Below are 12,887 nucleotides of genomic sequence, written 5' to 3'. Positions count from 1 at the left end.
CCTCATCGGCCTACCCTGACCTGCACCGCGTCCAGGGCCAGATCCTGGTCCAGCTGACCGTCGGCCGTCCGATCCACCAGGAAATAGAAGATATAGCCCCCCGGCGGCAGGCCGGTGGTGGCCAGGAAGGTGGTGTGGGCATGGCCATCCGCCAGCGGCCCCTGGTAGATCAAGGCCGGCCGCGGGCTCCACACCTGCCGCGTCTGGTCGTAGAAGAACCAGCCCCAGGGGGAGTGCAGGGCCAGGAGCCAATCCGAGCCCTGGCCCAGGGCCGCGCCGGCTGCCAGGCCGTAGGAGACCACCAGCGGCTGGCCGCGCCGCAGGATCATCGGCCCGTCGCTGCCATTGGCCTTGAGATCCGGCACCGGCGCCGGCGGCGGGACATGGAGCGGGAAGACGATGTCGTCCAGCCAGGCGCTGGCCGCGGCATCGCCGTCCCTCTTCCGGTATTCCCACCGGAAGACATGGCGGCCGGCCGGCACCGGGAGCCAGGCTTCCTGCCAGTCCAGATCCCCGGCCCAGGAGGCCGCTTCAACCCCATCCAGCAGGAAGCTCAGCTGGTCGCTGCCGGTGGTATCGCGCAGCCGCAGCCAGAAGCGGATCTCCCCCGGCTGGGGCACCTCCAAGGCCACCTCCAGGAAGCTCATGCCGCCAGCCGCCAGATCAATCGGCGCCTGGGCCGCGTACCGGCCCTGATGCGGCACCTGGTCCTGGATCGTCCAGGCCGAGGCGCCACCGGTCAGCCAGGGGAAGGCGCGCCAGTGGCCGAGCTCGAAGGTCTCCCGCTCCCGGTCTGGCCCGAAATGGGCAGTCACCGCCCGCTGGCCCGTCATGACCAGGCGGCAGACCGGGTCACTGCCCGTGCAGTCGCCACCCCAGCCGACAAACACCTGCCCGGCGCCAGGACTGGCGGCGAGAGCCACCGGGGAGCCCTGGGCCAGCTCGGCCGTACAGGCAGGCGGGCAGGCGATGTCTCCCGACCCGCTTGCCACCGCGCCGGCACCCGCCACCGTGACCACGAGGTCATGCCAGACCGGGGCGGCCAGGAACAGGGCCTCGATGCTGTGATCCCGATCCAGGGCGACAAAGGTGTAGCGGTCCACCGGCCCTGCGGCGATGCCGTCCACCAGCACATCCGCGATGGTGTAGCCCGGCTCCGGGGCAATGGTGAAGGTGGCGCTGTCCCCCTCGGCCCTGGTCACCGTGCCGCTGGGGACGATGCTGCCGTGGGCACCGGCACCGGCCCAGATGGCCACGGACTCCGGGGCGACGAAGGTCGCCTCCACGGTGTGATCCCCGGCAATCCCGCCCAGGACATACTGGCTGGCCGCCCCCTGCTCGACGCCGTCCACCAGCAGGCGTCCCACCCGGTAGCCCGGCTCCGGGCTCAAGGTGAAGGCCACCTGGCCGCCGTGCGCCACGGACAGGACACCCTCCGGGCTCAGGCGGCCATGGCCCTGGGCGGTTGCCCGCACCGTATGGACCTGGGGGGCGAAGGTCACGGCCAGGACGTGGTCGGCCTCTACCGCCGGCAGGGTGTACACCGTCCGGGTCAGGCCGCCCACGCCAGCCACCGCCACCCCATCGACCTCCAGGCCGGCGATGGCATAGCCCTCGTCGGCGGCGAGCAGGAAGTCCTGGGCCGCACCGTCTGCGACCGTGACGGCCCCGGCCGGCGCCAGGTGGCCCCGGCCAGCGGCACCGGCGGTAACGGTGTGCACGCTGCCCGGAAGGCCGAACACCTCGATGCCGGCGGCATCGGCAACAAACAGGCGGCCGGTCTGGACGCCGATGCCGACATCGAGGGGCGTCCGCAAGGGGGTGCTGGTGTCGTAGACCGCCCCCTGGTAGATGCCCAGGGCGTCGAACAGCTGCACCACGCCCTGGTAGGCATCCACCACCAGCAGATCGCCGTCCCCATCGGCGGCCACGCCCGTAGGCTTGATGAGCACGCCGGCCCCCAGGCCGAACCCACCGAATTGCCTCAGGAACTGTCCTTCGAGATCAAAGACCTGCAGCCGGGCGCCCGGGTGGGTGCCCGTGGGGGAGTCCACGAGGCACAGGTCGACAACCACCATCTCCTGGCGCTCTTCGAGGATGGTGATGGCGGTGGGGTAGTTGAACTGGCCGTCCTCCCGGCCCGGGCTGCCGAAGGAGAACCGCCAGCTGCCGTCCGCCCCGTAGACCTTGATTGCGTTGGCCAGGGCGTCGGCGACATAGATCGTGCCACTGGCGGACACGGCGATGGCCAGCGGCCGCCTGACCTCGCCGGCGCCGCGGCCGAGCTGCCGGACCGGAACCAGGTCCGGGGTGTAGACCCGCACGCTGCCATCGCCGCTGCAGCCGACCAGGATGCTGCCATCCGGCGCCACCGCCACGCTGCTGGGCTGGTCCAGGTCGGACCGGCTGGCCCGCTGGCTGCCCTCAGGGCCGTAGACCGCCAGCCGGCCGGCATTGGCCTGCACCACGGAGAGGCTCTCGTCCCCAGCCACGGCCAGGGCAGTAGGCGCATCCAGGGCCAGCCGGCCGAGACGGGTATAGCCGGCAAAGGTCTCACCGGAGGCCCGCAGCGGCAGCAAACAGAGAAACAGCAGGATGACAAGGGGGGCACGCCCCCGGCAGGAGAGGCATCTCATGGCAGGTCCTCGTCTTGACCGGTTGACCAGGATGGAGCGGCTTGCCGCTCACCTCCTGTGCTCCTTCGCCTCGCTCTAAGCCTTGCCGGCCCGGGCCCCCGGGCTGGCCGTCCCGGCCGAGCCGGACGCAAGCCATAAGGAGCGAACGGGAAGGTACTCTTAACAGAATGGGCGAAAGACAGCTACAAGGGAATGACGTCGTCGCCGCCGGCTGCTCGTTCGAGCCGCCCTGGGCCGCCTCACCGGAGGCCAAGCCCAGGGCGGCCGCGCCGCCTCGACACCCGCCCCCGCTTCTGGTAGGTTGGGACCGCCGAGCGGCTGGGGTAGGCGGACGTTCTCCCAGTGCCGCTCCAGGAGCTGGCCCGCTATCTCTCCCGGCTGGGGCTCGACCACGGCTACCTGGCCCTGTTCGAGACCGCTGCCGACAAGCCCTGGGAGGAGCGCCTCCGCTGGGAAGAGCGGATTGAGGCCGGTAAACGGATCACCCTGGTGGGGATGTAGGCGGCGGCCCGGTCAGAGCGCATCCCCCTCTTTAGGTCCCGCCCGCTGCCGGCCCGCCATGCCGAGCTGCCAAGTCGATTTCCCGTCCTGGATTCTGAAAACGTGCGGTTCACCGGTAACGGCTGCCCGGTGGTCTCCAGGTCGTTGCCTCATCCTTCATGGAGGTCCCCATGCTCGAGCCCGTTCGCGCCCCGGAGTCGGCACGCCAACCCCTGGTCGCGGCCTTCGACGCCTTGCCTCCCATCCAGCAGGCCGTGGTGGAGCTGCTGGCCATCATCGTGGCCCCGATCCGTGCCACGCCCGTGGTCCAGTGCCTGAGCGAGCTGGATCTCCGCCGGGACGATGGCCGGCTCTATACGAGCAAACGGGACATCTTGCCGCTTCTTGAACGCCTCACCAGCGACGGCCTCGTGAAACGGGATGGGGAAATGTTTTCCTGCCAGCCCCTGATCATGGAGACGGCAGCCAGGAAGCTGGCGCGGCAGGGCCGATTTGCCGAGGTCGCCAAGGCAATATGGTATTTTGGCGCCCATAACGTCCACGACCAGCCGCCAGAGGAGAGCCTTTTCATCACGGTTCGCATCGATTTCTACAACCAGGATGTCGAGGCCTTCTACGAGAAGATCCGCCGGTTCAACAAGCGGCGATCGATCCTGGATACCGTTTCGCCATTCAAAGTGCTGTGCCGCATCCTGGAAAACCCCTTCGATCCCCAGGTGATCGAAGACCTGTCGCCGGCTTTCTTCCTGGGCTATCTCTGGGACAAAGCCGCCGACCTGGCCCTGCCACCCGAACTGGAGCCGCATGCCATCCCCCTTCTGCGGGCACGGTTGGCTCTGGCTCAGCCTGGCGCCAGGGAGGAGGCAAACCCCCTCATCCCGGAGGTCAGTCTTCTTTTGCTGGAGCAGCTGATCCTGCGGGGGGACTGGCCGGAGGCCCAAGGCCTCCTGGCCGACTGCAAGAAACGGTTCCCATCCTTTCTGATCCTCCAAGAGGTCGAGGCCTGGCTCTTGTTCGCGCAAGGCAGGTATGCGGAGAGCCTCAAGGTCTATCAAGGGGTCCTGCAACAGGCTGGCAAGCGGATTGGCAAGCGCAAGGTCTATCTCCTTCGCCCCCAGAGCCCCTTGTATGTCCTTGCCCTCATCCGGAGCGGGTCGGAGGCCAACCGGAAGACCGCCCTGGCCTATGCGCAAGGGGCGGTGTCCCAGGACCGTTACCTGCCCAGCCATGCCTGCCTGGCCTCCCTGGTGCGCGCCCTGTCCGGGGAAAAGGTGCATTCCTTCGTGGACTCCAGCCTGCTCGAAAACACCTCGGTGCCGTTTGCCCCCCTTCTCCTGCTCCTGTTGGGCGCCTGCCATTACTGGACCTCGACACCGCTGCCGCCAGGCCTCGAAAAGCGCCTGCAGGCGCTGGCGGCCGAACGTAAGGCCGCCGGCTCCCGGTGGCTGGCCGCCGAGGTCTCCGAGCTTCTGGTCCGGCTCGGACTGGGGGCAGGGTACGGAGAGGCGGCCCGCACCTTCCGGGAGGCGGTCGGCTGGAAGAGCCTCCTGGATGCGGTGGGCAGCCAACAGCCCTGGGAGCGGGCCCTGGATGCCCTGACTGCCATGGGGCCGGGCGGGACCGGTGAAATCGGGCCGGACAAGGAGATCCGGCTGGCCTGGCAGCTGACGGTGCACCAGGGTGGGTTTCGGCTGGAGCCCAAGGAACAGCGCCGGCAGAAGAACGGCGCCTGGACCCAGGGCCGAAACGTGGCCCTGAAGCGCCTCCAGGAGAAAGGCGTCCCCTTCATGAGCGAGCAGGATCGGAGGGTATGCGCCCATCTCAAGGCCTATCGCACCGGGTATTACGGTGCCGTCCAGTACGAGTTTGCGCCCCAGGCCCTCCTGGAGCTGGTCGGGCATCCCGCCATCTTCCGGGCGAATCATCCCGAGACCCGGGTGGAGCTGGTACGCCACCAGCCTGAGCTCCTGGTCCGGCGCAAGAAAAGCGGCGGTATCATCGTCGAGCTCGTGCCCTATCCCGGCCCCGAGACCCAAGTCATTGTCCAGGAGGAGAGCCATACCCGATTCCAGGCCATTGCCGTTACGGCCGAGCATCACCGGATCGCCGGCATCCTGGGCCGGCGCGGCCTGTCGGTGCCCAGCGCTGCCCAGGCGCGGCTCATGAGCGCCGTGGGCGCGGTGGCCGGCCTGGTCACCGTCCATTCCGACGTGGCCGGCGACGCTGCGGCCGGCGTGGAGACGGTGGAGGCCGATGCCCGGCCCTGTCTCCTTCTGCGACCGAAGGGAGAAGGTCTTACGGCGCGCCTGCGCGTGCGTCCCCTGGGCGCAGACGGGCCCACCTATCTGCCCGGCCAGGGCGGTGCCACGGTCATCGCCGAGGTGGCGGGGAAGCGTCTTTTGGCCCAGCGGGACCTGGCCAGGGAGAGGTCTGCGGCCGACCAGCTCCTGGCGGACTCCGCCGTGCTCGCCGGAGAGGCGGAGGAGACCGGGGATGCCGAGTGGCTCGTGCCGGGGCCGGAGCCGTGTCTCGATCTTCTTCAGGAGCTCTTGGCCCAAGGCGAGGCCATCATCGTGGCCTGGCCCGAAGGCCAGAGCATGAAGGTCCTGCCCAGGAAGGGTCCCGATGCCTTCCGCCTGCGGATCCGCTCCCAGAAGGACTGGTTCGCCATCGACGGCGACCTGATGGTGGACGATCACCGGGTCCTGGCCCTGGGCCAGCTCCTCGACCTCCTCGGAACGACCCCTGGCCGCTACCTCCCCCTGGGCCAGGGCGAGTTTCTGGCCTTGACCGCCGAGCTCCGCAAGCGTATCGACGAACTGGCCGCCTTCACCCAGAGCCATGGCAAGGGATTGCGGCTCCATCCCCTGGCCTCCCAGGCCCTGTCCGGGCTCTTGGCAGAGGCGGGCTCGGTGGAGGTGGATCGGGCCTGGCAGGCCCATCTCAAACGCCTGGACCAGGCACAATCCTTCGAGCCGCTGGTGCCCTCCACCCTGCGGGCGGAGCTCCGCGACTACCAGCGGGAGGGGTTTGCCTGGCTGGCCCGGCTGGCCCACCTGGGCATGGGGGCATGCCTGGCCGATGACATGGGCCTGGGCAAAACCGTGCAGGCCCTGGCCCTGCTTCTCTTGCGGGCCAAGGATGGACCGGCCCTGGTGGTGGCCCCCACCTCGGTTTGCCCGAACTGGCTGGACGAGGCGGTGCGGTTCGCCCCCAGCCTCCGTTTCGCTCCCCTGGGCCAGGCCCGCCGCCAGGAGACGGTGGCCGGCCTGGGACCCTTCGACGTCCTGGTGGTGAGCTACGGCCTGCTCCAAACCGAGGGCGTGGCCGATCTTTTGGCCGAAGGCGTCTGGAGCACCGTGATCCTCGACGAGGCCCAGGCCATCAAGAATGTCGCCACCAGGCGCTCCCAGGCGGCCATGCGTCTTGCGGCCGGGTTTCGGCTCCTGACCACCGGTACGCCCATCGAAAACAACCTCGGTGAGCTGTGGAATCTGTTCCGGTTCCTGAACCCTGGGCTCCTGGGCTCCCTGGAGGGCTTCAACCAGCGTTTCGCCGACCCCATCGAGCGCCAGAGCGACAAGGGGGCCCGGCGCCGGCTGAAACGGCTCATCCAGCCCTTCATCCTCCGCCGGACCAAGGCCCAGGTCCTGGAGGAGCTGCCGCCCCGCACCGACATCATCCTCCACGTCGATCTGTCGGCCGAGGAGATGGCCTTCTACGAGGCCTTACGCCAGAAGGCCCTGGCCGCGGTGGCCACGGCGGAAGGATCGCCCGGCGCCCAGCATCTGCGGGTCCTGGCCGAGATCATGCGGCTGCGCCGGGCCTGCTGCGATCCGCGGCTCGTTCTCCCTGAGGCCGGCATCTCGGGCTCCAAGTTGGCGGTATTCGGCGAGGTGGTGGAGGAGCTGGTGGCGGGCCGCCATCGGGCGCTGGTCTTCAGCCAGTTCGTGGATCACCTGGCCCTGGTGCGGGGGCTGCTCGATGGCAAGGGCATTTCCTACCAGTATCTCGACGGCTCGACCCCGGTCCGGGACCGGAAACGGGCCGTGGACGCCTTCCAGGCCGGCGAGGGCGAGGTCTTTCTCATCAGCCTCAAGGCTGGCGGCACTGGCCTCAACCTCACCGCCGCCGACTTCGTCATCCATCTGGACCCCTGGTGGAACCCGGCAGTGGAGGATCAGGCCTCGGACCGCGCCCACCGCATCGGCCAGGAGCGGCCGGTCACCGTCTACCGCCTGGTGGCCCGCCGGACCATCGAGGAGAAGATCGTTGCCCTGCACCAGACCAAGCGCGACCTGGCCGACAACCTCCTGGCCGGCACCGACACGGCCGGCCGCATCTCCACCGAGGATCTCGTGCGCCTCATGCGGGGGGATGAGGCAGGAGGAGAGGGAGGTGGAGGGGAGGCGTAAGCCATGCTCGTCACCCCTGAAGACTTCGACCGCCTGCACGGCCGCGACCGGTTCCTGGAGGCTGTAGAGGCCGGTCTCGCCGACTCCGAGGCCGGGCGTTTGACCGACGACCAGGACCTGGAGGCTGAGCTGGACCGTGCCCTGGGAACAGCCGCCACATGAGGCTCCTCTGGACCGCCCGCGCCAAGCGGGATCTTATCGCCCGCAGAGCCGTAGCACACGGCCGCCCCGATTCCCGCAATCGGGTAGCCGGTTTTTTTCTCCCCCTCCCCCCACACCACCCGGCATGCGGGTCCGCACCGGGCGGCTCAGGGACAAACGTGTAATGCACCCTCACGCCCATGCCGGGCGTGCACAAAAAAGCCGCCCCGGCCATGGCGCTGGCCGGGGCGGCGGTGAGAGCGGCAATTGCCGGGGACGGGGCCTAGAAATCGATCCGGAAGGAGTAGACGTCGTCCTCGGCGGCGCTTTGCACCTTGAGGCCGCAGTGGTGGAAGATGGTCTGCATCCGCTTGTTGATGCGCAAGACCTCGGCGGCAAAGCCGCGGATGCCGCTCTTCTTGGCCAGGGCCGCCAGGTGGCGGAAGAGGAAGGAGCCGATGCCCCGGTTCTGCCACTCGTCCCGCACGACAAAGGCCACCTCGGCGTAGTTGGTCCGCTCGTCGAGATAATAGCGCCCCACCGCGATGATCTCGTCGCCGTGGGCGGCCGGCACCGTACCGACCACCGCCACGTCCCGGCGGTGATCCACGTAGACGAAGTTGTGGATCTGTTTGTGCCCGAACTTCTGGTTGCGGGTCATGAAGCGGTAGTAGAGGGTCTCCTGGGAGAGGGCGTAGAGGAGATCCTTCATGGCCGGCTCGTCGGTGGGATGGATGGCCCGGAGCTGGATCTGGGTGCCGTCGTCCAGGAGCAGGCTGGTCTTCATGTCCTCGGCCGCCACCACGAACTTGCCCTCCACCTCCCGCATGTCCTGGTGCAGGATCTTCTCCTCGATCGCCTCCTTCAGGAGCTGCTCCCGGAAGCTCGGGTGGGCGATGCTGATGAGGGCCAGGGCCCGATCCTGAACGTTCTTGCCATGCAGATAGGCCACCCCGTACTCGGTGACCACGTAGTGGACCTCGCCCCGGGTGATGACCACCCCGGCACCGGGGGACAGCTGGGTGACGATGCGGGAGGCCGTGGCCTCCCGGTTGGTGGCGGCCAGAACGATGATCGGCTTGCCGCCCGGCGAGCTGGCAGCCCCCCGGTGGAAGTCCACCTGGCCGCCGATGCCGGAGTAGAACTTGCGGCCGATGGAATCCACACACACCTGGCCGGTCAGATCCACCTGCAGGGCGAGGTTGATGCTCACCATCTGGTGCTGGCGGCTGATGATGTACGGATCGTTGACATAGGAGGTGGGCCGGAAGCTGAACAGGGGGTTGTCGTTCACCAGGTCGTAGAGCGCCTGGGTGCCCATGCAAAACGAGGTGACGATGGTCTCCCGGTCGGTGGTCTTGCGCCGGCCACTGACCGCGCCGCTGGCGATAAGGTCCATGATGGCGTCGGTGATCACCTCGGTATGGATGCCGAGGTCCTTCTTCTCCTTCAGGAAATGGCTGACCGCGGCCGGGATGCGGCCCACCCCCGGCAGCCGTCCCATGCCGAACTGGATCGTCGAGCCGTCCTCGATCAGACCGGCCACGAAGCGGCCGATCTCCTCGGACACCGGATGGACGGGGTTCACCTGCCGCTCCAGGAGCGGCACCTCGGCCGGCACCAGATAGTCGAGGTCAGAGATGTCCACCAGGGAGTCGCCGTGGGTCCAGGGCATGTGGGGATTCACCTGGGCGATGACCAGGGAGGCATTCTCGCAGGCGCTTTTCACGATATCCACCGAGATGCCCAGGCTCACCTTGCCGTGCTCATCGGGCGGCGTGGTCTGGATGAGGGCGACGTCCAGGGGGATCTGGCCGGACCGGAAGAGCTTCGGAATATCGGACAACAGCACCGGGGTATAGCCGCCCAGGCCCTCCTGGATGAGGTGGCGGACGTTCTGGCCGATGAAAAAGCTGTTGACCGTGAAGACGTCGGCCAGGCGCGGGTCGGCATAGGGGGCATCCCCTTTGGTGAGCAGATGGAGGATCTCGATGTCCGCCAGCTCGCCGGCCCGGCCCACCAGGGCCTGGACGAGCAGGGTGGGCTGGGCGCAGCCGGTGCCGATGAAGACCCGGTTGCCGGGCTTGAGGCGTGCCACCGCCTCCTTGGGGCTGACGATCATGTCGCGATAGCGCTCCCGCCACTGCCGATCGTGGGGGTAGGTGGGCTCAAGGGTCATCTCATCCCTCCAGGGGCCTTATGGTCATGCGGGCGTCGGCAACGATGGGCACCGAGCCGATCTCGCCCACGATGTACGGGTTGATGTCCAGCTCCAGGATCTGGGGAAAATCCGTGGTCAGCTGGCTGATGCGCTGCAGGCCGGAGGCGATGGCCTCGATATCCACCCCCTTCTGGCCCCGCTTGCCCTTCAGGATCTCGTAGGAGCGGGTGGAGGTGAGCATCTGCACCGCCTCGTCCCGGGTGATGGGGGCGAGATGGAAGGTGACATCCTTCATCACCTCCACGAAGATGCCGCCGAGCCCGAACATGAGCATGGGCCCGAACTGGGGATCCCGGGTCATGCCCAGGATGATCTCCAGTCCCTTCTCCAGCATCCTCTCCACGTAGACCCCCTCGATGAAGGCGTTGGGCGCCTGCTGGGACATCCGCAGCATCATGAGGTCATAGGCGTCCCGCACCTCGCCTTTGCTGGCCAGATTCAGCCGCACGCCGCCCAGGTCGGTCTTGTGGACGATGTCCGGAGAAACGATCTTCATGGCCACCGGGAAGCCGATGCGCTCCGCTGCTGCCATGGCCTCCTGGCCGGAGGTGGTGAGATAGCCTTCCGGCACCCGGAAATCGTAGGCGGCCAGGATGTCCTTGGACTTCACCTCGCCCAGATGCAGCCGGCCGGTCCGCTGCCGGCGGATGATGATCCGCTCCACCCGGCGCCGGTTGACCCGGAAGCGGGTGACGATGCGCGGTGGCCGGCTGCGCCAGGCAGCATAGTCCCGCATGGCCTTCAGGGCCGAGACCGCCCGCTCCGGCGAGTCATAGTCCGGCAGGCCCGCCGCCGCCAGCTCCTGCCGGCCGGGCATGACGCTTTTTCCCCCCATGAAGGCGGCCAGAACCGGCTTGTCGGGAGAAAGGTTGGCGGCGATTGCCCGGGCGGTCTCCGCCGGCCGGGTCATGGCCTGGGGGGTGAGAAGCACGATGACGGCATCCACGGTGCCGTCCTGCTGGGCCGCCTGCAGGGCTGCCACGTAGCGGCCGGGATCCGCATCCCCCAGCACGTCGGTGGGGTTGCCGATGCTGGCGGCCCGGGGCAGCTTCTCCTTGAGTGCCGCGGAGATGGACCGCTCCGGCTCGGCCACCACCATGCCCGCCTTCTCCACCGCGTCGGCGGCCATGGTGCCCGGCCCGCCGGCGTTGGTGATGATGAGGGTGCGGTCGCCCTTGGGCAGGGGCTGCATGGAGAGCGCGGTGGCAAAGTCAAACAGATCCTCGAAGGTGTCGGCCCGGATGACGCCGGCCCGCTTGAAGGCGGCGCCATAGGCGGTCTCGGAGCCGGCCAGTACCCCGGTATGGGAGCTGGCGGCCTTGAGACCGGCGGCGGTGGTGCCGCTTTTGAGGAGCACCACCGGCTTCAGATTCGCCGCCTCCTCCGCCGCCTTCACGAAGTCGTCGCCGTCGGAGATGTCCTCGAGATAGCCGACAATGACCTTCGTCTGGGGGTCGTGGGCCAGGGCGGTCAGGAAATCCACCTCGGTGAGATTGGCCTTGTTGCCGATGGAGGCCAGCTTGGCCAGCCCCAGGTGCCGGCTGGCAGCCAGGTCCAGGATGGCGGTGCACAGGGCCCCGGACTGGGAGATGACGGAGATGCCGCCCGGCTCCGGCATGGAGCCGGCAAAGGAGGCGTTCATGCGGTTGTCGGTATTGATGAGCCCCAGGCAGTTGGGGCCCATGAGCCGGACGCCGGCATCCGCCACCCGTTGCGCCAGCCGGCGCTCCAGCTGGGCGCCCTCCGGCCCGGTCTCCTTGAAGCCGGCCGAGATGACGATGAGGGCCTTGGCCCCGGCCCTGATGGCATCGTCGGCCGCGTCCAGCACCCCGGCCTGGGGCACGACGATGAGGGCCAGATCCACCCGGCCGCCCCATTGGGCCAGGGAGCCATAACAGCGGAGATCCAGCACCGTGTCTGCGTTGGGATTGACCGGCACCACCTCGCCGGCGAAGCCGCCTTTCTTCAGGTTGGCCAGGATCTCGTGGCCGACCTTGCCCGGGGTCTTGGAGGCGCCGATGACGGCAACGGCCTGAGGATAGAACAGGGCTTCCAGCATGATGAAGGCTCCGTAAGGGAATGGCCCGCCCTGCCCGGGCGCTCAGGAACGCGCAAGGGGGGCGGGCCAGAAGGAGCCGCCAGATGAGCCCGAAGGGGCAAGCCTGGCGGCGGGACGAATGCTGCCGTCCAGGGTAGCGAGGGGGGCGGGATCAGGTCAAGGGGGAGATCGCGGCGGCTCCGGTTGCGGTGGACCGGGAGGCTCAAGCAGGGGCCATGGCCGGCGAAGCTGCGCCCAGGCTAGAGGGGAGCCAGATCGACCAGGAGCCGGTGCAGGGAGATGGCGCGTATCCGATCGGTCAGGGGGAAGGTATGAAGACCAGCGTGGACGACATCCAGGCGGTCCAGCGCCAAGTCCACAAGGGCGGTGTGCATGGAGCGAGTGGTGCGGGGCTCAGCCGTGTACTTGAATTCAAAGCCCAGCCGTACGCTGCCGCGGATGACCAGAAGATCGAGCTCCGCCCCGCCGTGACTCCCCCAGAAGAAGCATTCTTCGGGCCGGGCGCCGAGACGGGTGACAACCTCCTCCAAGGCGAAGCCTTCCCAGGAAGCGCCCACTTTGGGGTGGCCAGTGATCTCGTGCCTGGCTGGCAGATTGAGCAGGGTGTGCAGCAGGCCCGGATCAGCCACGTAGATTTTGGGAGCCTTGATCTGGCGTTTGCCGAGATTCTCATGCCAGGGCAGGAGCTGCCGGAGCACCAGCCCGGCACACAGAGCATCCAGGTAGCGTCGAACAGTGGTCGCAGCCACGCCGAAGGCCCGCGCCAGCTCGGCACCGTTCCAGACCTGTATTGCCGCCGACCCGAAACCCCGCAGTATTGGCCGGTGAGGAATGCCGCAGGGGTGGTGTTTGGGCGGAGGTATGCGTCGTCTGCGGGGCTGAGGATGGACCAGGCCGTTTTTTGCCGGCTCGCG

At 68.2% G+C, this 12,887-nt stretch carries 7 protein-coding genes; 3 read left to right on the top strand and 4 right to left on the bottom strand.

Annotation, left to right across the window (positions count from 1 at the left end; all coding sequences use genetic code 11):
- Positions 1–2: 2 nt before the first annotated feature.
- A complete protein-coding gene (locus AB1634_07190) occupies positions 3–2,636 on the bottom strand; it encodes a hypothetical protein (protein ID MEW6219310.1) in 2,634 nt (877 codons plus the stop codon).
- 342 nt (positions 2,637–2,978) lie between these two features.
- Here AB1634_07190 and AB1634_07185 point away from each other — a divergent pair, with 342 nt between their 5' ends.
- The 3 genes from AB1634_07185 (at position 2,979) to AB1634_07175 (ending at position 7,714) form a co-directional block, all read left to right on the top strand.
- On the top strand, positions 2,979–3,137 hold the full coding sequence (locus AB1634_07185) for a hypothetical protein (protein MEW6219309.1): 159 nt from the start codon (positions 2,979–2,981) through the stop codon (positions 3,135–3,137).
- Between the two features lie 170 nt (positions 3,138–3,307).
- The gene (locus AB1634_07180) at positions 3,308–7,552 is read left to right on the top strand and encodes a DEAD/DEAH box helicase (GenBank protein MEW6219308.1); all 4,245 of its coding nucleotides are present in this window, start codon (positions 3,308–3,310) and stop codon (positions 7,550–7,552) included.
- Between the two features lie 3 nt (positions 7,553–7,555).
- Positions 7,556–7,714: a hypothetical protein gene (locus AB1634_07175; protein MEW6219307.1), complete on the top strand. Its 159-nt coding sequence runs from the start codon at positions 7,556–7,558 to the stop codon at positions 7,712–7,714.
- Positions 7,715–7,976: 262 nt separating this feature from the next.
- On the opposite strand, the gene AB1634_07170 is transcribed toward AB1634_07175, so the two are convergent.
- The 3 genes from AB1634_07170 to AB1634_07160 all read right to left on the bottom strand — a co-directional run bounded on the left by AB1634_07170 (position 7,977) and on the right by AB1634_07160 (position 12,722).
- Positions 7,977–9,872 carry a GNAT family N-acetyltransferase gene (locus tag AB1634_07170; GenBank protein ID MEW6219306.1) on the bottom strand — a complete coding sequence of 632 codons (1,896 nt, stop codon included), beginning with the start codon at positions 9,870–9,872 and terminating at the stop codon, positions 7,977–7,979.
- A gap of 1 nt (position 9,873) precedes the next feature.
- Positions 9,874–11,973 (bottom strand): acetate--CoA ligase family protein, encoded by a 2,100-nt coding sequence (locus AB1634_07165; protein MEW6219305.1) that lies wholly within the window; start codon positions 11,971–11,973, stop codon positions 9,874–9,876.
- 239 nt (positions 11,974–12,212) lie between these two features.
- Positions 12,213–12,722, bottom strand: a complete 510-nt coding sequence (locus tag AB1634_07160) for a DUF4143 domain-containing protein (GenBank protein MEW6219304.1) — start codon at positions 12,720–12,722, stop codon at positions 12,213–12,215.
- Positions 12,723–12,887: the final 165 nt, after the last annotated feature.

The sequence above is a fragment of the Thermodesulfobacteriota bacterium genome (genome assembly GCA_040755095.1).
Taxonomy (GTDB): domain Bacteria; phylum Desulfobacterota; class Desulfobulbia; order Desulfobulbales; family JBFMBH01; genus JBFMBH01.
The sequence above is the reverse complement of the archived record's forward strand: the minus strand, read 5'-3'. Positions and strand labels throughout refer to the sequence as shown.

Coding starts and splice junctions, on each gene's coding strand:
- AB1634_07190 (MEW6219310.1), bottom strand. CDS start 2,636: ATGAGATGCCTCTCCTGCCGGGGGCGTGCCCCCCTTGTCATCCTGCTG.
- AB1634_07180 (MEW6219308.1), top strand. CDS start 3,308: ATGCTCGAGCCCGTTCGCGCCCCGGAGTCGGCACGCCAACCCCTGGTC.
- AB1634_07175 (MEW6219307.1), top strand. CDS start 7,556: ATGCTCGTCACCCCTGAAGACTTCGACCGCCTGCACGGCCGCGACCGG.
- AB1634_07170 (MEW6219306.1), bottom strand. CDS start 9,872: ATGACCCTTGAGCCCACCTACCCCCACGATCGGCAGTGGCGGGAGCGC.
- AB1634_07165 (MEW6219305.1), bottom strand. CDS start 11,973: ATGCTGGAAGCCCTGTTCTATCCTCAGGCCGTTGCCGTCATCGGCGCC.